25 protein-coding genes are annotated in these 23,171 nt (G+C 73.5%); 12 read left to right on the top strand and 13 right to left on the bottom strand.

From position 1 onward, the window contains the following. Positions 1–36 precede the first annotated feature (36 nt). A complete protein-coding gene (locus EEW87_RS02045) occupies positions 37–1,743 on the bottom strand; it encodes a glycerol-3-phosphate dehydrogenase/oxidase (protein ID WP_123090865.1) in 1,707 nt (568 codons plus the stop codon). 44 nt (positions 1,744–1,787) lie between these two features. Here EEW87_RS02045 and glpK point away from each other — a divergent pair, with 44 nt between their 5' ends. The 3 genes from glpK (at position 1,788) to EEW87_RS02030 (ending at position 5,050) form a co-directional block, all read left to right on the top strand. Then, positions 1,788–3,320 (top strand): glycerol kinase GlpK, encoded by a 1,533-nt coding sequence (gene glpK, locus EEW87_RS02040; RefSeq protein WP_123090866.1) that lies wholly within the window; start codon positions 1,788–1,790, stop codon positions 3,318–3,320. A 4-nt stretch (positions 3,321–3,324) separates the two neighbouring features. Next, positions 3,325–3,924 carry a class I SAM-dependent methyltransferase gene (locus EEW87_RS02035; RefSeq protein WP_123090867.1) on the top strand — a complete coding sequence of 200 codons (600 nt, stop codon included), beginning with the start codon at positions 3,325–3,327 and terminating at the stop codon, positions 3,922–3,924. 223 nt (positions 3,925–4,147) lie between these two features. Continuing rightward, positions 4,148–5,050: a type IV toxin-antitoxin system AbiEi family antitoxin domain-containing protein gene (locus EEW87_RS02030; RefSeq protein ID WP_123090868.1), complete on the top strand. Its 903-nt coding sequence runs from the start codon at positions 4,148–4,150 to the stop codon at positions 5,048–5,050. Positions 5,051–5,262: 212 nt separating this feature from the next. On the opposite strand, the gene EEW87_RS02025 is transcribed toward EEW87_RS02030, so the two are convergent. From EEW87_RS02025 to EEW87_RS02005, 5 genes are all read right to left on the bottom strand, one after another. After that, a complete protein-coding gene (locus tag EEW87_RS02025) occupies positions 5,263–6,324 on the bottom strand; it encodes an FUSC family protein (RefSeq protein WP_240341630.1) in 1,062 nt (353 codons plus the stop codon). A 1-nt stretch (position 6,325) separates the two neighbouring features. Further along, positions 6,326–7,204 (bottom strand): diaminopimelate epimerase, encoded by an 879-nt coding sequence (dapF, locus tag EEW87_RS02020; protein ID WP_123090869.1) that lies wholly within the window; start codon positions 7,202–7,204, stop codon positions 6,326–6,328. A 21-nt stretch (positions 7,205–7,225) separates the two neighbouring features. Beyond that, complete coding sequence (miaA, locus tag EEW87_RS02015) at positions 7,226–8,161, bottom strand: tRNA (adenosine(37)-N6)-dimethylallyltransferase MiaA (protein WP_205473760.1); 936 nt, start codon at positions 8,159–8,161, stop codon at positions 7,226–7,228. Continuing rightward, positions 8,158–8,742: a peptide deformylase gene (def, locus tag EEW87_RS02010; protein WP_123090871.1), complete on the bottom strand. Its 585-nt coding sequence runs from the start codon at positions 8,740–8,742 to the stop codon at positions 8,158–8,160. The genes miaA and def overlap by 4 nt, the downstream gene beginning before the upstream one ends. 68 nt (positions 8,743–8,810) lie before the next feature. Continuing rightward, positions 8,811–9,353 (bottom strand): YceI family protein, encoded by a 543-nt coding sequence (locus tag EEW87_RS02005; RefSeq protein ID WP_123090872.1) that lies wholly within the window; start codon positions 9,351–9,353, stop codon positions 8,811–8,813. 219 nt (positions 9,354–9,572) lie between these two features. On the opposite strand from EEW87_RS02005, the gene EEW87_RS02000 reads away from it, so the two are divergent. Beyond that, positions 9,573–9,758 carry an antitoxin gene (locus EEW87_RS02000; protein WP_123090873.1) on the top strand — a complete coding sequence of 62 codons (186 nt, stop codon included), beginning with the start codon at positions 9,573–9,575 and terminating at the stop codon, positions 9,756–9,758. 81 nt (positions 9,759–9,839) lie between these two features. Beyond that, a complete protein-coding gene (locus tag EEW87_RS01995; protein WP_123090874.1) occupies positions 9,840–10,463 on the top strand; it encodes a hypothetical protein in 624 nt (207 codons plus the stop codon). Between the two features lie 67 nt (positions 10,464–10,530). Here EEW87_RS01995 and miaB read toward each other — a convergent pair whose 3' ends face one another. Beyond that, positions 10,531–12,048 carry a tRNA (N6-isopentenyl adenosine(37)-C2)-methylthiotransferase MiaB gene (gene miaB / locus EEW87_RS01990; protein WP_123090875.1) on the bottom strand — a complete coding sequence of 506 codons (1,518 nt, stop codon included), beginning with the start codon at positions 12,046–12,048 and terminating at the stop codon, positions 10,531–10,533. 246 nt (positions 12,049–12,294) lie between these two features. Here miaB and idi point away from each other — a divergent pair, with 246 nt between their 5' ends. Genes idi through EEW87_RS01955 form a run of 7 tightly spaced genes read left to right on the top strand, consistent with a single transcriptional unit; the run spans position 12,295 to position 17,977 of the window. Beyond that, entirely contained in the window at positions 12,295–12,873 is a 579-nt protein-coding gene (gene idi / locus EEW87_RS01985; protein WP_123090876.1) for an isopentenyl-diphosphate Delta-isomerase, read from the top strand. Continuing rightward, the gene (locus EEW87_RS01980) at positions 12,870–13,919 is read left to right on the top strand and encodes a polyprenyl synthetase family protein (protein ID WP_123090877.1); all 1,050 of its coding nucleotides are present in this window, start codon (positions 12,870–12,872) and stop codon (positions 13,917–13,919) included. The genes idi and EEW87_RS01980 overlap by 4 nt, the downstream gene beginning before the upstream one ends. Next, positions 13,916–14,803: a phytoene/squalene synthase family protein gene (locus EEW87_RS01975; RefSeq protein ID WP_318825902.1), complete on the top strand. Its 888-nt coding sequence runs from the start codon at positions 13,916–13,918 to the stop codon at positions 14,801–14,803. Before EEW87_RS01980 ends, EEW87_RS01975 begins: the two co-directional genes overlap by 4 nt. Next, positions 14,800–16,422: a phytoene desaturase family protein gene (crtI, locus tag EEW87_RS01970; protein WP_123090878.1), complete on the top strand. Its 1,623-nt coding sequence runs from the start codon at positions 14,800–14,802 to the stop codon at positions 16,420–16,422. The genes EEW87_RS01975 and crtI overlap by 4 nt, the downstream gene beginning before the upstream one ends. Next, complete coding sequence (locus EEW87_RS01965) at positions 16,423–16,749, top strand: lycopene cyclase domain-containing protein (protein ID WP_123090879.1); 327 nt, start codon at positions 16,423–16,425, stop codon at positions 16,747–16,749. After that, complete coding sequence (locus tag EEW87_RS01960; protein ID WP_123090880.1) at positions 16,746–17,075, top strand: lycopene cyclase domain-containing protein; 330 nt, start codon at positions 16,746–16,748, stop codon at positions 17,073–17,075. The genes EEW87_RS01965 and EEW87_RS01960 overlap by 4 nt, the downstream gene beginning before the upstream one ends. Then, positions 17,072–17,977 carry a prenyltransferase gene (locus EEW87_RS01955; protein ID WP_123090881.1) on the top strand — a complete coding sequence of 302 codons (906 nt, stop codon included), beginning with the start codon at positions 17,072–17,074 and terminating at the stop codon, positions 17,975–17,977. Before EEW87_RS01960 ends, EEW87_RS01955 begins: the two co-directional genes overlap by 4 nt. On the opposite strand, the gene EEW87_RS01950 is transcribed toward EEW87_RS01955, so the two are convergent. The 6 genes from EEW87_RS01950 to EEW87_RS01925 form a co-directional block, all read right to left on the bottom strand. Next, positions 17,931–18,740 (bottom strand): glycosyltransferase family 2 protein, encoded by an 810-nt coding sequence (locus EEW87_RS01950; RefSeq protein ID WP_240341629.1) that lies wholly within the window; start codon positions 18,738–18,740, stop codon positions 17,931–17,933. The two genes, EEW87_RS01955 and EEW87_RS01950, sit on opposite strands and share 47 nt — an antisense overlap. Continuing rightward, positions 18,737–19,315: a DUF2238 domain-containing protein gene (locus EEW87_RS01945; RefSeq protein ID WP_229300875.1), complete on the bottom strand. Its 579-nt coding sequence runs from the start codon at positions 19,313–19,315 to the stop codon at positions 18,737–18,739. The genes EEW87_RS01950 and EEW87_RS01945 overlap by 4 nt, the downstream gene beginning before the upstream one ends. Positions 19,316–19,325: 10 nt before the next feature. Beyond that, a complete protein-coding gene (locus EEW87_RS01940) occupies positions 19,326–20,171 on the bottom strand; it encodes a transglutaminase family protein (protein ID WP_123090882.1) in 846 nt (281 codons plus the stop codon). After that, positions 20,168–21,091, bottom strand: a complete 924-nt coding sequence (locus EEW87_RS01935) for an alpha-E domain-containing protein (protein ID WP_123090883.1) — start codon at positions 21,089–21,091, stop codon at positions 20,168–20,170. The genes EEW87_RS01940 and EEW87_RS01935 overlap by 4 nt, the downstream gene beginning before the upstream one ends. Further along, the gene (locus tag EEW87_RS01930) at positions 21,091–22,671 is read right to left on the bottom strand and encodes a circularly permuted type 2 ATP-grasp protein (RefSeq protein ID WP_123091517.1); all 1,581 of its coding nucleotides are present in this window, start codon (positions 22,669–22,671) and stop codon (positions 21,091–21,093) included. Before EEW87_RS01930 ends, EEW87_RS01935 begins: the two co-directional genes overlap by 1 nt. A 118-nt stretch (positions 22,672–22,789) precedes the next feature. Beyond that, positions 22,790–23,149, bottom strand: a complete 360-nt coding sequence (locus tag EEW87_RS01925) for a hypothetical protein (RefSeq protein ID WP_123090884.1) — start codon at positions 23,147–23,149, stop codon at positions 22,790–22,792. Positions 23,150–23,171 lie beyond the last annotated feature (22 nt).

Genomic DNA, 23,171 nt, shown 5'->3' with positions numbered 1-23,171 from the left:
TGGGCGAAGGGGGCGTGCGCGCGGCGGGTCGGCGGCTCAGCCGTGGGCGCGGGTGCGGATGTCGCTCGCGTGGAGCCGCTCGGCGTCGGCGCGCTCGTCGTCGGTCATCTGCTGGCTGTCGAGCTCGGCCTGCACGCGGCGCCGGTAGTGCTCGACCTCGGCCGCGACCTGCGCGTCGTCCCACCCGAGCTCGCCGGCCATGAGGGCGGCGGCCGTCTCGGCGGCGGCCGCGCCCCGGTCGGGCGTCTCGATGGAGATCCGGGTGCGGCGGGTGAGCACGTCGTTGAGGTGCAGGGCCGCCTCGGCCCGCACGGCGTAGACGACCTCGACGGCGAGGTACTCCTCGGCGCCGACCAGCGGCTCGGCGAGCTCGGGGCGCTGCGCCATGAGCTCGAAGAGGTCGACGACGAGCGAGCCGTACCGGTCGAGCAGGTGGGTGATGCGCCACACCGGCAGCCCGTGCCGACGGCTCAGGGTGTCGAGCTGGTTGACGAGCGCCTGGTAGCCCTCGGCCCCGACGAGCGGGATGTGCTCGGTGACGCTGTCGGGCACGCCCGGCGGCAGGTCCTCACGGGCGGCGTCGACGGCGTCGGCGGCCATGACGCGGTAGGTCGTGTACTTGCCCCCGGCGATCGAGACGAGCCCCGGCTGCGGCCGGGCGACCGCGTGCTCGCGGCTCAGCTGCGAGGTCTCCTCGCTCTCGCCCGCGAGCAGGGGGCGCAGGCCCGCGTAGACCCCCTGGATGTCCTCACGCGTGATCGGGGTGAGCAGGACGTCGTTGATCTCGCCGAGGAGGTAGTCGATGTCGGCCGAGGTGGCGGCCGGGTGCGCCCGCGAGAGCTCCCACGGGGTGTCGGTCGTGCCGACGATCCAGTGCGTGCCCCACGGGATGCAGAAGAGGACGGAGGTCGCCGTGCGCAGGATGAGCCCGGTCTCGGAGTTGATCCGGTCACGCGGCACGACGATGTGCACGCCCTTGCTCGCGCGCACGTGGAAGCGGCCGCGCCCACCGGCCATGCGCTGGATGTCGTCGGTCCACACCCCGGTGCAGTTGACGACGACCGAGGCGCGCACCTCCACCTCCGCACCGGTCTCGACGTCGAGGACCCGGGCGCCGACGACGCGCTCGCCCGCGTGGAGCAGGCCGACGACCTTCGCCGAGCTGAGGACGGTGGCCCCGTAGGACGCGGCGGTGCGCACGACGGTGAGGGTGTGACGGGCGTCGTCGCACTGGGCGTCGTGGTAGAGCAGCCCGCCGTGGTGGCTCTCGGGCTTGAGGGCGGGCGCGATGCGCCGCACGCCCCCCTTCGTCAGCTGCTTGGTCCGCGGGACCGAGCGGGCGCCGCCCATCGTGTCGTACATCGTCAGGCCGGCGGTGACGTAGGGGCGCTCCCACACCGCGTGCTCGAGCGGGTAGAGGAAGGAGACCGGTTTGACGAGGTGCGGCGCGATCCGGGTGAGCATGAGCTCGCGCTCCTTGAGCGCCTCGCGCACGAGGGCGAAGTTCAGCTGCTCGAGGTAGCGCACCCCGCCGTGGAAGAGCTTGCTGCTGCGTGAGGAGGTACCCGAGGCGAAGTCGCGCTGCTCGACGAGCGCCACCCGCAGGCCGCGGGTCGCGGCGTCGAGCGCCACCCCGGCCCCGGTCACCCCTCCCCCGACGACGAGCACGTCGAGCTCGGCCGAGGCGAGGTGCTCCCACGCCGCGGCTCGCTGGGCGGGGTCGAGCTGAGCGGGTCCGCGCATGCCGCCACGATATCCGCCGCCCCTCGCCTGCCAGACTGCCGCCCATGACCCCTTCGCGCACCTACGTCCTGGCCATCGACCAGGGCACGACGAGCACCCGGGCGATGATCTTCGACGCGTCGGGAGAGGTCGTCGCGCAGGACCAGATCGAGCACGAGCAGATCTTCCCGCGGGCCGGGTGGGTCGAGCACGACCCGATGGAGATCTGGGAGAGCACCCGCCGGGTCATCGGCGGGGCGCTCGGCAAGGGCAACCTCAACAGCCGTCACGTCGAGGCGATCGGCATCACCAACCAGCGCGAGACCGTCGTCGTGTGGGAGCGCGCCACCGGGCGCCCGATCCACAACGCCGTCGTGTGGCAGGACACCCGGACCCAGGCGATGGTCGACGAGCTCGCCGCCGACGGCGGGCTCGACCGCTTCAAGGACGTCTGCGGCCTGCCGCTCGCGACGTACTTCGCCGGGCCGAAGATCGCCTGGGTCCTCGACCACGTCGAGGGGGCCCGCGACCGGGCGGCGAAGGGGGAGCTGCTCGCCGGGACGATCGACAGCTGGCTCGTGTGGAACCTCACCGGCGGTGGGGAGCACGACGGCGAGCACGTCACCGACGTCACCAACGCCTCGCGCACGATGCTCATGGACCTGCGCACGCTGCAGTGGAGCGAGGAGCTGTGCGAGGCGATCCGCGTGCCGATGGAGGTGCTCCCCCGCATCTGCAGCTCCTCGGAGGTCTACGGCGAGTGCACCCCCGGCGTCCTCGCGGGCACCCCCGTCGCCGGCATCCTCGGCGACCAGCAGGCGGCGACCTTCGGGCAGGCCTGCCTCGCCCCGGGCACGGCGAAGAACACGTACGGCACGGGCAACTTCATGCTGCTCAACACCGGCACCGAGATCGTCGAGAGCGAGAACGGCCTGCTGACGACGCTGTGCTACCAGCTCGGCGACGACGCGCCGGTCTACGCGCTCGAGGGGTCCATCGCCGTCACCGGGTCGCTCGTGCAGTGGGTGCGCGACAACCTCGGGCTCATCCGCAGCGCCCCGGAGATCGAGCAGCTCGCGTGCTCGGTGGAGGACAACGGCGGCGTGTACTTCGTGCCGGCCTTCTCGGGTCTCTTCGCGCCGTACTGGCGACCCGATGCCCGCGGCGCGATCCTCGGGCTCACGCGGTACGCGAACAAGGGGCACCTCGCCCGGGCGGTGCTCGAGTCGACGGCCTTCCAGACCCGCGACGTCCTCGACGCGATGCAGGCCGACGCCGAGCGGGCCGGCGGCCGGCTCACCGAGCTCAAGGTCGACGGCGGGATGGTCGCCAACGAGACGCTCATGCAGTTCCAGGCCGACGTGCTCGGCGTCGACGTCGTCCGACCGAAGATCGCCGAGACGACGGCCCTCGGGGCGGCCTACGTCGCCGGTCTCGCCGTCGGGTACTGGAGCTCGACCGAGCAGGTCGAGGCCAACTGGTCCGAGGACGAGCGGTGGACCCCACGGCTGGACCGCGCCGACGTCGAGCGGATGTGCCGCAACTGGGCCAAGGCCGTCTCGCGCACCCTCGACTGGGTCGACGAGGACGTGGACTGACGCCGTGACCGAGCACTACTTCAGCGAAGGGGTCCCCGCGACCGACGCCGAGCGGCGCCGGCTGAGCGTCCGCCTCGCCGGTCAGGACGTCGTCGTCGAGACCGCGGGCGGGGTCTTCTCCGCCGGGGCCCTCGACAAGGCCACGCAGGTGCTGCTCGAGGAGGTCGAGCCGCCGCCCACGACCGGGCAGGCGCTCGACCTCGGCTGCGGCTGGGGTCCGATCGCACTAGAGCTCGCCCTGCGCTCCCCCGAGCTCGACGTCACCGCCGTCGACGTCAACGAGCGCGCGCTCGACCTCGTGCGGCGCAACGCCGCGGCCCTCGGGTGCGAGCGCGTGCGTGCGGTGCGTGCCGACGCGGTCGACCCCGACGTGCGCTACGACGTCATCTGGTCCAACCCCCCGATCCGGATCGGCAAGGTCGCGCTCCACGAGCTCTTGAGGACCTGGCTGCCGCGCCTCGCGCCGCAGGGGCAGGCCTGGCTCGTCGTCGGCAAGAACCTCGGCGCCGACTCGCTCCAGCGCTGGGTCGAGTCCGAGCTCGACCTGCGCTGCGAGCGCACCGCCACCGCGAAGGGCTTCCGCGTCCTGCGCGTCTCGCGCTGACTCCCCCTTCGCCCCCCCTTCGTCGAGCCCACCGGCCCGTGCCCTGCGCTCCCCCGGCTCCGCGTCCGCCCCCCTTCGCCCCCCTTCGCCGAGCCCCGCTCGTGGTCCGTCAGACCCGCTCGTCGCGGTCCCGCGACGAGCGTCCTTCGCGGACCACGAGCGGGTCTCGGCGGGCTGTGGATGACGAGGCAGACGGCATCGCCGGCTCTGCCACCGTGCACAGGTGGACGATCTGCTCACCACGATGCGCGCCCTGGCTGCCGACGGACTCCTCTCCGCGGCTGACGCGCGGGCCTGCGGTCTCGATCGCCGGCTCCTCGCTGAGGCCGCTGCGAGAGGAGAGATCGAGCGGCTCGCGCGGGGTCAGTACCTCGTCAGCCCTGCGCCGGACCTGCGTGAGCTGCACAGGTCACGGTCGATCGCGGTCGTCGACGGGCTGGAACGCACGGGGCTGAGCCATGACAGCGGGCTCGTCGTGCGCGGGCTGCCGACCTTCGCCGCCGACCTGTCGCGGGTGCACGTGACGTCGACCCGGCGACGCAAACGGGTCCCCCCGCACGTGCACCACTGGGTGCGCAGGTCTGTGGTGCTCGACGAGGTCGTCGTCGGGTCGACGACGGTGCCGGCACTCCCGGTGGCCGACTGCGTCGTGCAGGTGGGGCTGCTGCGCGGGGGCGAAGCAGCACTCGTCCCCGCCGACGCCGCCATCCGAGAGGGCTCGCTCACCGTCGACGACCTCTCGGCGGCCCTCGACCTCGTCGTCGGTCACCGGGGTGTGCGTTCGCTGCGGCAGATGCTCGCATGGGCCGACGGCCGCCACGAGACGCCGGGCGAGACCCGCACCGGGGTGTGCCTGCACCGACTCGGGCTGGCGTACACGCCGCAGGTCTGGATCGGGCAGGATCGCGTCGACGCGCTCCTGGACGACGAGCCCGTCGTCGTCGAGTTCGACGGCGCACTCAAGTACACGGACCAGGACGCTCTCGTCGCAGAGAAGATCCGCGAGGACCGGATCCGCTCACGCGGGTACGGCTTCGTCCGGTTGACGTGGGCCGACCTCTACGACCTCGGCCTGGTCGCTGCGCGGGTGCGCCGAGCGATCGACGCCCTGCCCCGCCGGTCCTAGCCCCCGCCGCAGACCCCTTCGCCCGGCCCCGTCGCGAGGACGCACCTCGCCCGCACCCGCCCCCTTCGCCGAGACCCGCTCGTGGTCCGTGAGACCCGGTCATCGCAGCCCCGCGACGACCGGCCTTCGCGGACCACGAGCGGGTCTCGGCGGGGTGGGGGGCGGGTTCAGGGGGGCGGGGTGGGCGAAGGGGGGCAGAGGGGTCGGGGAGGTCAGGCGGGGGCGGAGGGGGTGCGGCGGGCCGCGAGCAGGGCGACGACCGCGACGAGCGAGACACCGGCGCCGACGGCGGTCGACCCGACGCGGTCGAGCAGGAGCGGTCCGACCGGCTGCTCGTGGGCGAGCTGGCTCATCATCAGCGCGAGCGGGGTGATGAAGAGCAGGGCGAGCGCGTAGTTGCGCCCGATGAAGAGCTCGGCACCGATCTGCGTCACGCACACGACGGCGACCGCGGCCAGACCGCGGGGGTGGGCAGCAAGGAGGGGCCAGGCCACGAGGACCCCGAGGACGGTGCCGACGGCGCGGTGCACCGCGCGCACGAGACGGGTCCGGTGGTCGGCCCCGCCCAGGGCCGCGACGGCCGCGACGATGCCCCAGTAGGGGTGCTCGAAGCCGACGAGCAGGCAGGCGCTGCCGCCGACGAGGGCACAGCCGAGGACGACGGCGACCCAGCGGCGCCGGGCCGGGGTGCCGAGCGCCGTGCGCACGGACATCGCCGGCAGGGTCGGCACCCGGTAGCCGGTGCGGTCCCGCAGCACCCCGACGTGACCGACGAGCAGCGAGAAGGCCGCGCTCAGCGCAGACACCGCGAGGGCCAGCGGCACGTCGAGCAGACCGAGCCCGGGGATCGAGGCGCACACGCAGAAGGCGAAGACGAGGAAGGTCGACCCGGGCGGGTGCCACGCCAGGGCGTCCGCGAGGACCTGTCCGGCGCCGGCGACGAGCGCCCCGACGAGGACGACGAGCCACGCGTGCTGCCCGGGCAGTACGGCGGCGAGCACGCCGAGCCCCACCGTGGCGGTGAAGGCGGTCGCCGCCCCGAGCTGCATGCCGGACCGGTCGACATGGCCGTGGTGACGGCCGTAGAGCGAGGTCATGGCGCCGAAGGCGGCGTACGGGGTGAGGTCGACCCGTCCGGCGAGCACGAGCACGGCGAGCGGCACGAGGACGGACACCCCGGCGCGAAGGGCGACCCGGTGGGCCCCTGCGTGCGGCCCGATCTCGACGCTCGCGCGGGCGACCTCGCCGGCCGCGGCACCGACCCGGCCGAGCACCTCAGACCCCGGTGAGGAGGTCCGTCTGGCCGTCGGCGACGAGCACGGCGGGGCCGGCGAGCTCGACCTGGTGGTCGGGCAGCGCCCGGACGGTGAGGGTGCCCCCGGGGACGTCGACGCGCCAGGCGCCGGACCCGACGGAGTCGGACCAGATGCCGACGGCGAGCGCGGCCGCGCAGACACCGGTGCCGCACGAGCGGGTCTCGCCGACACCGCGCTCGTGGACGCGCATCGCGAGGTGGCCGGGCCCGAGGACGCGGACGAACTCGACGTTGCTGCCCTCCGGCGGCACCGGGCGCACGACGGGCGCGCGGGTGAGGTCGAGCCCGTCGAGGCTCACCTCGGGCGGGAGGGCGACGACGGTGTGGGGGTTGCCGAGGTCGAGGGAGAGGGCGCTGTACGGGTCGTCGACGTCCTCGGCCTCGTCGACGTGCACGAAGGAGTCGACACCGCGCTCGGCGGCCTCGGTCGGGTGCACGAGAGACCACGTGCCCATGTGGGTGACGACCTCGTCGCCCTCGAAGCGCACGCGCCGGGTGCCGGCGCGGGTCGCGACGACGCTCTCCCCATCGCCGATGAGCCCCTCGCGGCGCAGCCAGGTCGCGAAGACCCGGGTCCCGTTGCCGCACATCTGGGCCTTCGAGCCGTCGGCGTTGCGGTAGTCCATGAAGAACTCGGCCTCGTCGGCCTGCGCCCGCACCTCCGGCTCCTCGGCGTGGACCGTGCGCACGACGCGGATCACCCCGTCGCCGCCGATGCCGGCGTGCCGGTCGCTCAGCCGGGCGACCTGCGCCGCGGAGAGGTCGAGCCGGCCGTCGAGGTCGGCCAGGAGCACGAAGTCGTTCTCGGTGCCATGACCCTTGGTGAAGCGCACGCTCATGCCGCCATTGTGCTGCACGTCTCAGGCGCGGCTGAGATCGCCCCGCGCGACGACCTCGTGCGCTCGCCCCAGCAGGTCCGGTGCCGACGCGTCGAGCCACACGACCCGGGGGTCGGGCCGCAGCCAGGACTCCTGACGTCGGGCGTAGCGGCGCGTGGCCGCCTGGGTCGACGCGACCGCCTCGGCCGTCGTCAGCTCGCCGGCGAGCTCCGCGAGGGCCTGGGCGTAGCCGATGGCCCGGCTCGCCGTCCGTCCTCGCCGCAGCCCGGCCGTCTCGAGCCGGCGGGTCTCGTCGAGCATGCCCTCGGCCCACATCCGCAGGACCCGCTGCTCGATGCGCGTCGTCAGCAGGTCCCAGTCGTCGCGCAGCCCGATGACGAGCGAGGGGCGCACGTAGGTCTTCGTCGGGGCGGTCGCGGAGAAGGGCCGCCCGGTGAGCTCGACGACCTCGAGCGCGCGGATGATCCGCCGCACGTTCTGCTCCTGGATCGCCTCGGCCGCCTGCGGGTCGACCCGGCGCAGCTCCGCGCGCAGGGCGTCGTCCTCGCCGGCGGCGCTCCGCGCCTCCAGCCGGGCCCGCACCTCGGGGTCGGTCGGCGGGATCTCGAGGTGGTCCAGCGCAGCGCGGACGTACAGGCCCGACCCGCCGGCGAGCACCGGCAGGGCGCCGCGCGAGCGGATGTCCTCGATCGCCGACCGGGCGCGCGTCTGATAGGCGGCGAGGGTGGACTCGTCGGTGACGTCGAGGACGTCGAGGAGGTGGTGCGGGACCCCGCGACGCTCCTGCGGCGCCAGCTTCGCCGTCCCGACGTCCATGCCGCGGTAGAGCTGCATGGAGTCGGCGTTGACCACCTCGCCGCCGAGGGACTGCGCGAGGTCGAGCGCGAGCGCCGACTTGCCGGTCGCGGTCGCGCCGACGACCGCGACGACCTCGACGGGCTCCCCCTTCGCGCTCACTCGTCGTCGTCGTGACCGAAGGGGTCGCGGTCCTCCCCCGGCATCCAGCTGTGGCCGGGCACGCCCCAGCCCTCGGCCTTGACGGCCTTGCGGGCCTTCTTCTGCCACCGCTCCCCGAGCCGGTCGACGTAGAGGAAGCCGTTGAGGTGGTCGTACTCGTGCTGCATGCATCGGGCGAACCACCCGGTCGCGGTGAAGTCGAGCTCGTTGCCGTCGACGTCGTAGCCCGTGACGTGCGCGCTCTCGCCGCGGCGCAGCGGGAAGGAGTAGCCGGGCACCGACAGGCAGCCCTCGGACTCGTCGTCGCGGCTGGGCTCGCCGACCGGCGCCTTGGTCGCCCGGACGAAGGGGTTGATGACGTGCCCGCGCGCGGGCACGCCGTCCTCGTTGTCCATCTGCCAGGTGTAGATGCGCAGCCCGACGCCCACCTGGGGGGCGGCCAGGCCGACGCCGTGCGCGGCGTCCTGGGTCTCGTACATGTCCTGCACCAGGGTGCGGATCTCGTCGTCGATCATCTCGACGGGCCGGGCCCGGGTGTGCAGGACGGGGTCGCCGGAGATGACGATGGGGCGGATGGTCATGGCGGGATTCTCTCCCATCACGACCACCCGCCCCATGTCAGGTGCTGCGGCCTCCCGGCCGCGTGTGCTCAGGCCTGCTTGATCGCGGAGATCTCGAGGTTGAGGGTGATCTTCTTGCTGACGAGGACGCCACCGGTCTCGAGCGCGGCGTTCCAGGTCAGGCCCCAGGTCTCGCGGTCGACCTCGGTCTTGGCGGTGAAGCCGACGCGGGTGTTGCCGAAGGGGTCCTGCGCGGTGCCCTCGTACTCGGCCTCGAGCTCGACGGGCTGGGTCGTGCCCTTGATCGTCAGGTCGCCGAGGAGGACGAAGCGGTTGCCGTCGTGGTCCTTGACACCGGTGGAGACGAAGGTGATCTCCGGGTTGGTCTCGGCGTCGAAGAAGTCGGCCGACTTGAGGTGGCCGTCGCGGTCGGCGCTGCCGGTGTCGACGGAGGCGACCTGCATGGTGGCGGTCGCGGAGGACTGGGCGAAGTCGTCGCCGACGACGATCTCGCCGGCCACGTCGCGGAAGTAGCCGCGGACCTTGGTGACCATCGCGTGGCGGGCGACGAAGCCGACCTCGCTGTGGCTGGGGTCGATGACGTAGGTGCCGGGGGTGATGTCGTGGGTCATGAGGGGCTCCTTGTGCGTGATGTCTGTGTCGACCAGGTGGTCGGGACGCCGTGGGGTGCGTCGCTGGGTCCCAACATAGTTGATGGTTTCACTATTCCGCAAGTTGAATCCTCAACTTCTTCGACCCGCCCCCTTCGCCCCCGTTCGCGACCGTCGCGCTGCCACGCTGAGAGCAGGGCCGCCCCCGCGACCCGTCCCCGCAGCAGAGGAGATCGACGCATGAGCATCTTCGACAACGCCAAGGACAAGGCCGGCGAGCTGAGCGAGAAGCACGGCGACCAGATCGAGGAGCACTCGGACACCGGGCTCGACACAGCCGGTGACTTCGCCGAGGGCAAGGGTCTGGGCGCCGACCAGGTCCAGCAGGGCCGCGACGCCGCCGACGGGGCCATCGGCAACGAGTAGCCCCACCGTCGTCTGACGACGGGGGCGTCCCACCCAGCAGGTGGGACGCCCCCCTTCGTCCTGCGCTGGCAGACTCGCGCCGTGATCGCGACGACCGTCCTGCGCCCCGAGGACCTGCGCTCGCCGCACTACGCGCCGCGTCCGCAGCACGCCCGGGTCCGCGCGCACGTCGACCACGCACGGCGCCTCGTGCTCGTCCGGGACCTCGACGGCAACGTCTGCGACTGGGCGTCTCACGGCTCGCTCGACGACGACGTCACGACGATCGGCGAGGTCGTCCTCGCGCTGACCTCCCGCCCCGCCGGGCGGCTCGTGTCGGACCGCCACCGGGCCGAGCAGCGTCTCGGGCTCGCCCCGCGCTCCCTGCACGACGCCTGGGGCCGGGTCGACGTCCAGGTGCACTCCCGCGACCCCCGCACTGCCGGCGGTCAGCTGGTCTCCCGGCTCCGTGCGCTCTACCCGCCGGCCACGACCGACGTCAGCGCCACCGCAGACCGGATGCTCACGGCGTGGGAGCTCGACCTCCGTCCGCGTGAGGACGAGGACGCGGTGCAGCGGTGGGAGCGGGTGAGCTGGCTCGGCCGGCACGTCGAGGCGGAGCCGCTGCTGCGCCTCAGCGCCGACGAGAGCATCCGCGCCCGAGCGGTCGCGGCGAGCCGGGCGATGGCGGACGCGTACGGCGCGTACATGAGCGTCGTGCGCTGAGGCGAGCCGCGGGACGAGGTCTCGAGGCTGCGGCCTGGCGGCCTTCGCCCCTCGACCGCCGACGGGGTCAGGCGCCGCAGACGGGGGCGGCGGGGGTGACCGGGTCAGGGGCGCCGATGCGGGGCATGCCGAGCGAGACCGAGGGCTTGCCCGCGGGCTGGGCCTGGGCCCGCTCCCACGCGTCGCCGCCGGCCGTGCGCCGCACGGAGTACGTGCCGCCGGACAGCGCGCCGTCGGCGAGCAGGTGGTGCGGGGCGCCGTACGTGACGTCCGCACTCACCATGTCGCCCGGCCGCGGGCGCTGCGCCCCCTCGGGCACCGCGACGTGGACGAGCCGGTTGTCGCGGGCGCGCCCGGAGATCCGGTCGGTCGCGCCGTCCTTGCGCCCCTCGCCGGTGGCGACGAGCACCTCGACGGTGCGCCCCTCCTGCGCCCTGTTCTCCTGCCAGCTGATCTCGTCCTGCAGCGCGACGAGACGCTCGAAGCGCTCCTGCACGACCGCCTTGGGGACCTGGTCGGCCATCGTCGCCGCGGGCGTGCCGGGGCGGATCGAGTACTGGAAGGTGAAGGCGCTCGAGAAGCGCGACTCCCGCACGACCCGCAGGGTCTCCTCGAAGTCGGCCTCGGTCTCGCCGGGGAAGCCGACGATGATGTCGGTGGTGATCGCCGCGTCGGGGATGCGGTCGCGGACGCGCTCGATGATCCCGAGGAACTTCGCGCTGCGGTAGGAGCGGCGCATGTCCTTCAGGACCCGGTCGGAGCCGGACTGCAGCGGCATGTGCAGGCTCGGCATGACGTTCGGCGTCTGCGCCATCGCCTCGATGACGTCATCGGTGAAGGCCGCGGGGTGCGGGCTGGTGAAGCGCACGCGCTCGAGGCCCTCGACGTCGCCGCAGGCGCGCAGCAGCTTGCCGAAGGCGAGCCGGTCGCCGAACTCGACGCCGTAGCTGTTGACGTTCTGGCCGAGCAGGGTCACCTCGAGCACGCCCTGGGCGACGAGCGCCTCGACCTCGGCGAGGATCTCGCCCGGCCGGCGGTCCTTCTCCTTGCCGCGCAGCGCGGGGACGATGCAGAAGGTGCACGTGTTGTTGCACCCGACCGAGATCGAGGTCCACCCCGAGTACGCGGAGTCGCGGCGCGTCGGCAGCGTCGAGGGGAAGGTCTCGAGCGACTCGAGGATCTCGACCTGCGCCTCGCGGTTGTGCCGCGCGCGGTCGAGCAGCGCCGGCAGCGAGCCGATGTTGTGGGTGCCGAAGACGACGTCGACCCACGGCGCGCGCTGCACGATCGTGTCGCGGTCCTTCTGCGCCATGCACCCGCCGACGGCGATCTGCAGGTCGGGGTTGCGCTGCTTGTGCGGGCGCAGCTGGCCGAGGTTGCCGTACAGCTTGTTGTCGGCGTTCTCGCGCACGGCGCAGGTGTTGAAGACGACGACGTCGGCGGTGTCGCCGCGCTCGCCCGCGGGCACCGAGGCGAGGTCGACGTACCCCGCCGTCTCGAGCAGGCCGGCGAGGCGCTCGGAGTCGTGCACGTTCATCTGGCACCCGTGGGTGCGCACGTCGTAGGTCTTGGGCGCAGCAGTCATGACCGGTCCAGGGTAGTCGGCCCTCCCGTCGGCGCCGACCGCGCGGGCGAAGGGGGGCGCTGCCCCCTTCGCCCGGGGCGGCCCCGACGCCCGGGAGCCCCCGGTCCTCGTGACATGCTGGGCGCAGCGGCCCGGTCGAGACCGCCCGGCGAGGGTGCGGACCCGGCACAGGGCCGTGACCGACCGGCCCTGCTCTCGCGGGGCCCTGACCCGGTGCGCGGACGCGTGCCGACGAGAGGGCGACCGATGGACGCCACGGCCCCGCAGGACCGCGACGCAGCAGACCTCGTCGTCCTGCTCGACGACGACGGCGTGCCCACCGGCACCGCCCCCCGGGCGGAGGTGCACACGACCGACACCCCGCTCCACCTCGCCTTCTCCTGCCACGTCACCGACGGCGCCGGACGCCTGCTCCTCACCCGCCGCGCCCTGGGCAAGCGGGCCTGGCCCGGGGTGTGGACCAACGCCTTCTGCGGCCACCCCCGACCCAACGAGGACCCGGTCGACGCGGTGCACCGCTACGCCGAGCACGAGCTCGGCCTCGTCCTGGACCACCTCGAGCCGATGCTCCCCGACTTCCGCTACCGCGCCGTCGACGCCTCGGGCGTCGTCGAGCACGAGGTGTGCCCGGTGTGGCTCGCCCGCGCGACGGCCGCCCCGCAGCTCAACCCCGACGAGGCCGTCGAGTCCCGCTGGGTCACCCCGCGCGAGCTGCGCACGACGGCCGAGGTCGCCCCGTGGGCGCTCAGCCCGTGGCTCGTCATGCAGCTCGAGCAGCTGCCCGTCGGCGCCAGCGCCCTCGACGCGGTGGGTGACCACGTATGAGCGCGGGCACCGACCCGGGCCCCACGACCTACGCCGCGCACCTCACCGGGCCGGACCCTCTCGGCCCGGCGGTCGACCTCGGTGACGCCGAGGTCCTCCAGGACGCGCTCGCCTCGGCCGCGAGCGGCGGCAAGCGCTTCCGTCCCCGTCTCGTCCACTCGGTGCACGACCTGCTCGGCGGTGACGCCGGGCCGGCCGTCGGGCAGGTCGCCGACGCCGTCGAGCTGCTGCACACCGCCTTCGTCGTCCACGACGACGTCATCGACGGCGACGACCTGCGACGGGGCGCCCCGAGTGCGCCCGGGCGCTTCCGGGCCGACGCGCTCGAGGGCGGCGCACCGCCGGCCTCGGCGCAGTCGTACGCCACCGCCGGCGCGATCCTCACCGGCGACCTCGCCCTCGGCGCGGCCCTGCGGGCCGTCGCCATGGCGCCCGTCCAGCGCGACCGGGTGCACCACATGCTCGACCTCTTCGACCACGCCCTGGCCGTCTCCGCAGCCGGCGAGCTCGCGGACGTACGGCTCTCGCTCGGGGCGCAGGAGCCGACCCTGCAGGAGGCGCTGACCGTCGCCGAGCAGAAGACGGCCGTCTACTCCTTCAGCCTGCCGATGCAGTGCGGCGCGGTGCTCGCCGGGGCCTCGGGAGCCGTCGTCGACGGCCTCGGGCGCATCGGGCGCGACCTCGGCCTGGCCTTCCAGCTGCTCGACGACCTCATGGGCGTCTTCGGCGCACCGGCCCAGACTGGCAAGGACGTCGTCGCCGGCGACCTGCGCGAGGGCAAGCGCACGCCGCTCGTCGTCCACGCCCGCACGACCTCGGCGTGGCCGGTCATCGAGCGCCACCTCGGTGACCCCGAGCTCGACGAGCAGGGCGTGGAGCAGGTGCGCGCCGCGCTCACCGCCGCGGGGTCTCGCTCCTTCGTCAGCGAGCTCGCGACGCAGCGCCTGCGCTCCGCGACCGGCCTGGCCGCCGACCTCGCCCTCCCGCCGGCTCTCGTCACCTGGGTCGGCGAGCTCTCCGGTGCCCTCGAGCAGGGCGCCGCGTGATCGCGTCCCGCCGACGTCGTCTCGACGAGGGCCCGGCCCACGTGCGCTACGACGCGACCGCCCAGGCGGCCGCAGAGCTCGTCATCGAGCGGTACTCGAGCTCCTTCGGGCTGGCCAGCCGGCTGCTCGAGGAGCCCGTGCGCGCCCAGGTCCGCAGCATCTACGCGCTCGTGCGGGTCGCCGACGAGGTCGTCGACGCACCGCGGCCCGGCATCGGCGCGCAGGAGCAGCGGGTCGTGCTCGACCACCTCGAGCAGGAGGTCCGGCACGCGCTGGAGCGAGGGCTGAGCTCGGACCTCGTCGTCCACGCCTTCGCTCGCACCGCCCGGGCGTGCGGGATCGGGATGGACCTCGTCGAGCCCTTCTTCGCCTCGATGCGCACCGACCTCACCCGCACCACCCACGACCCCGACAGCTTCGCGACCTACGTCTACGGGTCGGCCGAGGTCGTCGGGCTCATGTGCCTGCGCGCCTTCGTCGCCGACGAGCCGTCGCCCGAGCAGTCCTACGAGCAGCTGGCCCCCGGGGCCCGGCGCCTCGGCGCCGCCTTCCAGAAGGTGAACTTCTTGCGCGACATCGCTGCCGACAGCGACGACCTGGGCCGCGGGTACTTCCCCGGGGTCGACCCCCGCGGCCTCGACGACGCCCAGCGCGACCGGCTCCTCGACGACGTCGACGCCGATCTCGCGGTCGCGGCGCTCGCCGTCGACCGGCTGCCCCCGAGCAGCCGACGGGCGGTGAGGGTGGCCCACCGGCTCTTCGCCGAGCTCTCCGCCCGGCTGCGCGAGACCCCGGCGGAGCGGCTGCGGCAGGAGCGCGTCCGTGTGCCCGGGCCGCGCAAGGCCGCCCTCGTGCTCGACACCCTCGTGCGGGGCGAGCGATGAGGCCCCTGCCGTGGACCGGGCGCGCGAGCGCCCCCCGAGAGCCCGGCACCGTCTGCGTCATCGGCGGCGGCGTGAGCGGTCTGGCGACCGCGGCGCTGCTCGCCGCCGACGGCTGGCAGGTCGAGCTCGTCGAGCGCGGCGAGCGACCGGGCGGCCGGGCCGGCCTGTGGGAGCACGACGGCTACCGCTTCGACACCGGGCCGTCGTGGTACCTCATGCCCCAGGTCTTCGAGCACTTCTTCGACATGCTCGGGACGGACGTCCACGTCGAGCTCGACCTCGTGCGTCTCGACCCCGGCTACCGCGTCTTCTTCGAGGACCACGACGGGCCGCTCGACGTCCAGGCGACCCGCGCGGCCAACGAGGCGCTCTTCGAGTCCCTCGAGCCGGGAGCGGGCGAGGCCCTGTCGGACTACCTCGACTCGGCGGAGCACGTCTACGAGCTGGCCGTCGACCGATTCCTCTACACGAGCTTCGACTCGGGTACCTCGCTGCTCAACACCGACGTGCTGCGCAACGGGCCTCGGCTGTCGGGTCTGCTCACCCGCTCGCTGGAGTCGCACGTCGCCGCGCGCTTCGAGGACCCCCGGCTGCGCCAGGTGCTCGGCTACCCCGCCGTCTTCCTCGGCACCTCCCCCGACCGGGCGCCGAGCATGTACCACCTCATGAGCTGGATGGACCTCGCCGAGGGCGTGCTCTACCCGCAGGGCGGCTTCACGACGCTCGTCGACGCGCTCGTGCGAGCAGCCGAGCGTCACGGGGTGCGGATCCGCACAAGCACGACGGCCACGGCCATCCGCACCACCTCCGGACGCAGCCCCCGGGTCACCGGCGTGGGTGTCGTCGAGGCCGACGGCACGACCGCCGAGATCACGTGCGACGTCGTCGTCGGCGCGGCCGACCTGCACCACGTGGAGACCGAGCTCCTCCCCGAGCACCTGCAGACCTACCCGCAGTCGTGGTGGGAGCGGGTCGACCCCGGGCCCGGCGGGGTGCTCGCGATGCTCGGCGTCGACGGCGAGCTGCCGCAGCTCGCCCACCACTCGCTCTTCTTCACCACCGACTGGCGCCGCAACTTCGACGACATCCTCGGCCCCGACCCCCAGGTCCCCGACCCCGCGTCGATCTACGTGTGCCGTCCGTCGGCGAGCGACACCACCGTCGCCCCCGCCGGCAAGGAGAACCTCTTCGTCCTCGTGCCAGTCCCGGCCGACCCGACGATCGGCCGGGGCGGCACGGACGGCGCCGGCGACCCGCGCGTGGAGCGGGCGGTGGACGCGGCGATCGAGCAGATCTCCTCGTGGGCGGGGGTGCCGGACCTCGCCGACCGGGTCGAGGTGCGCCGCACCGTCGGCCCGCAGGACTTCGCGCAGGACCTCGCCTCGTACTCGGGCAGCATGCTCGGGCCTGGTCACGTCCTGCGGCAGAGCGCCTTCTTCCGCGCCGACAACGTCTCGAAGAAGGTCGACGGCCTCTACTACGCCGGCTACTCCACCCGCCCGGGCATCGGGCTGCCGATGTGCCTCATCAGCGCCGAGCTCGTGCTCAAGCGGCTGCGCGGCGACTCCTCGAGCGGGCCCAGCGCCACCGCGGCCGCCACCGACGTCGAGGTGGGCTGAGTGGGTCTGCTGTACCTCGGCTTCGTCGTCGTCTCGACGCTCTGCATGGGTCTCGTCGACCACCGCTGGCGCCTCGCCCTCTTCGACCGGCCCCGGCGCACCCTCGGCGTCGTCGCCGCCGGCACCCTGCTCTTCCTCGTGTGGGACCTCGTGGCGATCGAGTCGGGCATGTACGTGCGCGGCGAGTCCCCGGCGATGACCGGTGCCGAGCTGCTGCCCGAGCTGCCCGTCGAGGAGATCTTCTTCATCGTCTTCCTCAGCTACATCACCTGCGTGCTCCACGGGCTCTTCTCGCGCCTGCTCGCCGGTGGCGAGGCGACCTCATGACGTACGCCGGCCTGGCCGCCTGCTTCCTCGCCGCCTCGGTGCTCGTCCTCGTCGCCGCGACCGTCCTGCGCCGGCCCGACCGGCGCTGGTGGCTCGCGACCGCCGCGACGGCCCTGGCCCTCGTCGTGCTCACCGCCGTCTTCGACAACGTGATGATCGCCGTCGACCTCTTTCGCTTCGACGAATCCCAGCTCTCCGGCATCCACGTCGGCCTGGCCCCGCTGGAGGACTTCGCCTGGCCGGTCGCCGCCGCGACGGCCCTGCCCGCCCTCGCCCTGCTGCTCTCCCCCGACGACCCGCGGGCCACCCGGGGAGCCCGCCGATGACCACCGCGCCCGGCGAGCGGGCGGCGCCGGTCTCCCCCTTCGCCCACGTCCTCGCGTCCTCGCGGCCGCTGTCCTGGGTCAACACCGCCTACCCCTTCGCCGCCGCGTACCTGCTCGCCGGCGGCCGGGTCGACCTCGTGTGGGTCGTCGGTACCCTGTGGTGCCTCGTGCCGTACAACCTGCTGATGTACGGCGTCAACGACGTCTTCGACTACGAGTCCGACATCCGCAACCCGCGCAAGGGAGGTGTCGAAGGGGTCGTCCTCGACCGGTCGCTGCACCGGACCACCCTGTGGGCCGTCGCCGTGACCAACATCCCCTTCGTCCTCGCCCTCGTGCTCCTGGGCGACCTGCGCTCGACCCTCGTGCTCTCCGTGAGCGTCTTCGCGGTCGTCGCGTACTCGGCGCCCCGGCTGCGCTTCAAGGAGCGGCCCTTCGTCGACTCCCTCACCTCGAGCACCCACTTCGTCAGCCCGGCGGTCCTCGGCATCGCGCTCGCCGGAGGGGCCTTCGACCCGGTGACCCTCGCCGCGCTCGGCGGCTTCTTCGCCTGGGGCGTCGGGTCGCACGCCTTCGGCGCGGTCCAGGACATCGAGGCCGACCGGGCCGGTGGCATCTCCTCGATCGGCACCGTGCTCGGTGCCCGGGTGACGACGTGCTTCGCCCTGCTGGCGTACGTGCTCGGCGGGCTGCTCCTGCTCGTCCTGCCCTGGCCGAGCACGCTCGCGGCCGCGCTCGTCCTGCCCTACGTCGCCAACGTCGTGCCGTACCTGCGCCTCACCGACGCGCAGTGCGAGCGGGCGCATGCGGGCTGGCGACGCTTCTTGTGGCTCAACTACCTCATGGGCTTCCTCGTCACCCAGCTGATGATCGTCGTGACGATCGGCCTGCCCGGTCGCTGACCTCGCTCTGCGCGCGCTCGACCCGGTCGCGCCAGCGCAGCCACGGCGGGTGCACCCGCCAGTTGACCACGAGGGTGCGGAAGGCGCGCTCGAAGCGCCGACGCATCTGCGCGGCGCCCCGCAGCGAGCGGGCCGACACCCCGACGTGCAGGCTCGGCGCGAGCCGCACCCGACGCGTCGGTCCGAGGACGAAGGCCAGATCCATGTCGTCGTGCAGCTCGGGGTCGTCGCGGTGCACGTCGTCGCGCACCGCGAGCCACGTGCGCCGGCGCACCGCCATGCTCGACCCCCACAGGACCGTGTGGCCGAGGGCGAGATGGCTGAGCACGTAGTACGCGGCGAGGTAGACGGCGGCGAGGGCACCCCCGACCGGGCGTGGCAGGTCGTAGAAGGTGCCGACACCGGTCACCGCGTCGCGTCGCGGGTCGCGCATCGAGCGGGCCACGCGCTCGACCCATCGGCGCCCGGGCCGGGAGTCCGCGTCGAGGCGGGCGATGACGTCGCCCTGCGCCGCGTCGTAGCCCGCCGCCGCGGCGGACGGGATGCCGACGCGCGGCTCGTCGACGACGACCGCACCGAGGCTGCGGGCCAGCTCGGCGGTGCCGTCGCTCGACCCGTTGTCGACGACGACGACCTCGAAGGGGGCCACGCTCTGGCGGGCGAGGAGGTCGAGGCAGGTGCGCAGGGCCTCGGCGTCGTCACGCGAGGGGATGACGACGGAGACCGAGGGCAGCACCGGGGCGAGCCGTGCCCGGGAGCTCACGAGCGGTCCCGTCGGCCGGGCATGCTCAGCGCGAGCAGGACGGCGGCGACGACGGCCCCGACGACACCCGCGGCGAGATCGCCGATCGTGTCGTCGTAGCCGACCTGGATGCGGTCGTCGAGGTAGGTGTGGCCGAACCACTCGCCCATCTCCCACAGCAGGGCCAGGGTGGTCGCGATCGTCGTGCTCACGACGACGACCCCGGCGCGCGGCACGTCGCGCCCGAAGACCCCGACGCGGTCGAGGGCCGCGTAGCCGACGGCGCCCACGAGGCCGGTCATCGCCGCGTGCACGACGAGGTCGAGCCAGCTCACGGCGACGTACCAGTCGAGCATCGCGGCCCACGCCCCGAAGAGGATCGTCGCGCAGTACGCGAGGTCGAGCGGCGCGGGCGTGCGCAGCGCCCGCGGCACCATCGAGCCGCCGAGGACGAGCATGAAGAGCGCGAAGCCGATGAAGCCCCAGCCCAGCGTGCCGGGCACGAGGCTCACGGCCGCTGCGAGACGCAGCACGTCGACCGGGACGGGACGCAGCAGGTCCCGCAGGCTCTCTCCGCTCGGCGCGGTGACGGGCACCCCCGCCCTCTCAGCTGACCCGGGTGAAGGTGATCTCGACGTCGAGGTCGGCGAGCTCGGGCCCGGCGTACATCCCGCGGAAGGGGGCGACGTCGTCGTAGTCGCGGCCTCGCCCGACGACGACGTGGTCGAGCCCGACCGGGGCGAGGTGGGTCGGGTCATAGGGCAACCAGGCTCCGTCCCAGATCTCGATCCACGCGTGCGAGTCCCCTGGGCAGGACTGGCCGCGCTGCAGGTCGGGCTGGCGGGCCACGTAGCCCGACACGTAGCGCGCGGGGACGCCGATCGAGCGCAGCGCCGCGAGGGTCACGTGCGCGAAGTCCTGGCACACGCCCTGGCCGGTGCTCCACGCGTCCTCGGCGGTGCTGCTCACCTGGGTCGCGCCCTCGGAGTAGCGCATGCGCTCATGGACCTTCGCGGAGATGGCCTGGGCCGCGGCCCGCGGCGTGGGCTCGTCGCGCGCGGCGCGGGCGATCTCGGCGAGGTCGGGCGAGGCCTGCGTGCGCGGGGTGGGCGCGAGCAGCTCGCTGAGCCGGTCGCAGATGCCGGGCTCGGCGAGCGAGTCCCATCCGCTGGCGGACGCCTCGGCGACCGCCTCGGTGCGCTCGACGGTCGAGATGGCCTCGATCTCGAGCACCTCGTGGGCGCCCTGGGACTCGACGGCCATGACGGAGGTGCCCCAGTGGTCGGTGTAGACGTTGCTCCACGAGTGGGGGCGGATCCGGATGCGCGCCTCGAGGGTGGTCTGCCCGGCGTCGGTCAGCGGGGTCATCCGAAGCTCGTTGTGCGAGGCGACGACCTCGCCCTGGTAGCGCATCGTCGAGCGGTGCGTGATGCGGTGCCGGCGGCTGCTCACAGGATCTCCCCCGTCCACTCCTGGACCGGGCCCGAGCGGAAGTAGCGGGCCCCGATCTCGTCCGACGCCCGGGTCACCGAGCGCTGCACCATGCCCATCATCGTCGGCAGGTCCTCGAGCACGTCGTCGGGGTTCGCGTACTCGAGCTGGGTGCGGGTCTGCCCGAGGATGCGACGGGCCTCGTCGGAGAAGCCGACGCGGTCGATGTCGGGCGCGAGCACCGTGAGCCGGTCCTCCGCGTCGCGCAGCGCGGCGAGGACGGAGCGCGGGAAGCGCCGGTCGAGGGTGAGGAAGGCCGCGGCCGTGCGGTCGGTGATCATCCCTCGCATCGTGCGCAGCATCGCCTGCTGGGCACCGCAGCTCGCGAGCACGACACCCCAGCTCGGGCCGCCCTGGAGCGCCCCGGTCGCGACGATGCGCGCCGTCATGTCGGCCCGCTCGAGCGAGCGGCCCAGGCTGAGGAACTCCCAGGCCTCGTCGTGGCTCATCGTCGAGTCGGCGATGCCGGCGACGAGGGCGGCACGCTCGGTGACCCAGCTGAGGTGCTGCTGCGTGGCGGTGCTCGCCCCGAGGCCGTTCCACCGGCGCCACGAGGTGTTGATGACCTCCCACAGCTCGGTCGAGAGGGTCTCGCGGGCACGCCGGGCGTTCTCCCGGGCGGCGAGCCAGGACCCGGAGACGGCGCTGGGGTTGCTCGCGTCGAAGACGAGACGCGCGGCGACGTCGGAGTAGGCGACGTCATGGGCCACGTCGTCGTAGCCCATGATGCCGCCGAGGAGCATCGAGGAGGTGTAGCTCTCGTCCTGGCCCGGGTCCTCGACGAGGGACAGGCGCAGGACGTCGACCATCCGGGCGGTGCCGTCGGCCCGCTCGATGTATCGGCCGATCCAGAAGAGCGAGTCCGCGATCCGGCTGAGCATCAGCGCTCCTCCCGCTCGACGACGGTGACCTCGTCGGGGACGGCGAAGGGGGGTGCGTCCTGCCCGAGGTCGGGCTCGCCCGGCAGCGGGTCGGCCGGGGGCGCGTCCGCGTCCGTCGTCATCGGCCGGTTGGCGCCGAGGAGGATGACCTCGGCGTCGTCGGTCGTCGGCACCTTCGCGTACCGGCCGGCGAGCACCCAGGTGTCCTTGCTGCCGCCGCCCTGGCTGGAGTTGACGACGAGCTGACCCTCGGGCAGCGCGACGCGCGTCAGCCCCCCGGGCAGCACCGTCACCTGGTCGCCGTCGTTGACCGCGAAGGGGCGCAGGTCGACGTGGCGCGGCCGGAGCTGGCCGTCGATGAGGGTAGGCACGGTCGAGAGCTGGACGACCGGCTGGGCGATCCACCCGCGCGGGTCCCGGCGCAGGTTGGCGCGCAGCTGGTCGAGCTCCTCGCCGGTCGCCTTCGGGCCGATGACCAGGCCCTTGCCGCCGGAGCCGTCGACCGGCTTGACGACCATCTCGTCGAGCCGCTCGAGCACCTCGGCGAGGGCCTCGGGCTCGTTGCACCGGTAGGTGTCGACGCTGCGCAGGATCGGGTCCTCGTCGAGGTAGTAGCGGATGAGGTCGGGCACATAGGAGTAGACGAGCTTGTCGTCGGCGACGCCGTTGCCGATGGCGTTGGCGAGGGTGACGCGCCCGGCTCGCAGCGCGGAGACGAGCCCGGTGACGCCGAGCATCGAGTCGCGGCGGAAGTGCACCGGGTCGAGGAAGTCGTCGTCGATGCGCCGGTAGATGACGTCGACGCGCTCCTCGCCCTGGGTGGTGCGCATGCGCACCTCGCCGTCGCGCACGACGAGGTCGCGCCCCTCGACGAGCTCGACGCCCATCATCCGGGCGAGCAGGGTGTGCTCGAAGTACGCGCTGTTGTAGACGCCCGGGGTGAGCACGACGACCGTGGGGTTGCTGCGCCCCTCGGGCGCCGCGGCACGCAGCGCGTGGAGGAGCAGGCGCGGGTAGTCGTGGACGGGCCGGATGCGCATCGTCGCGAAGGCCTCGGGGAAGACGTTGGCCATCGCGCGGCGGTTGGCGATGACGTAGGAGACCCCCGAGGGCACCCGGACGTTGTCCTCGAGCACGCGGAAGTCGCCCTGCTCGTCGCGGATGAGGTCGATGCCGCTCACGTGGGCCCGCACGCCGTTCGCGGGCCGCAGCCCGGCGACGGCGCGGTGGAAGTGGCTCGACGTCGCGATGAGCCGCCACGGGATGATCCCGTCCTCGACGGCGCGCGGCATCGAGCCCTGGCGCGAGTAGATGTCGTCGAGGAAGGCCTCGAGCGCCTGGACGCGCTGGGCCACGCCGCTCTCGACGCTCTGCCAGCTCTCGGCGTCGATGACGCGGGGCACGGCGTCGAGCGGGAAGGGGCGCTCCTCGCCGGCGTGGTCGAAGGTCACGCCCTGGTCGAGGAACATCCGGGCGAGCGCGTCGGCCCGCTCCTTGAGGCTCTCGGGCTCCATCGAGCGCAGGGTGTGATGGATCGGCTTGTACGGCTGCCGCGGCTCCTGCGCGTCAGCCGCGAACATCTCGTCCCACGCCGGGCCAGCCGCGTAGTCGGCGAAGAGCGAACGAGCGGCGGGGCCCTGGGACTGTCGCTGCACCTGGGTCACGGGGTCACCCTCGCACAGCAGGGGGTCGCAGGCCTCACCCTCGCCCACCCGATCCTCGGTGCCGCCACAGCTGCACCGAGGTCGGGTTGAGCGGCAGACCGGCGTCTGCCGAGGTCAGGCGGCTCCCGCCGCCCTCGACCTGCCCCTCGACGTAGAGCGTGAGGCGAAGGGGGTCCGGGCCGAGGGCGTCCGAGAGGGTCTCGAGCGCGGCCCGCAGGACCGCCGATCCCCCGGTCTGCGGCACGACGACCACGCCCTCGAGGACCCGGCCCGCACCGCCGGTCTCGCGCACGTCGAGCTCGACCCCGCGCACGCCGTCGACGACGGCGACCGCAGCGGTGAGCTGCTCGACGTCGAGGTCGTCACGACGCAGCAGCCGGCTCAGCAGGCCCATGGTGGCCCTCCCTTCGTCGGGC

It is taken from the genome of Janibacter melonis, from assembly GCF_003721155.3.
GTDB classification, from domain to species: Bacteria; Actinomycetota; Actinomycetes; order Actinomycetales; family Dermatophilaceae; genus Marihabitans; species Marihabitans melonis.
Note: the sequence above shows the minus strand (reverse complement) of the source record. Positions and strands in the feature narration are given on the sequence as shown.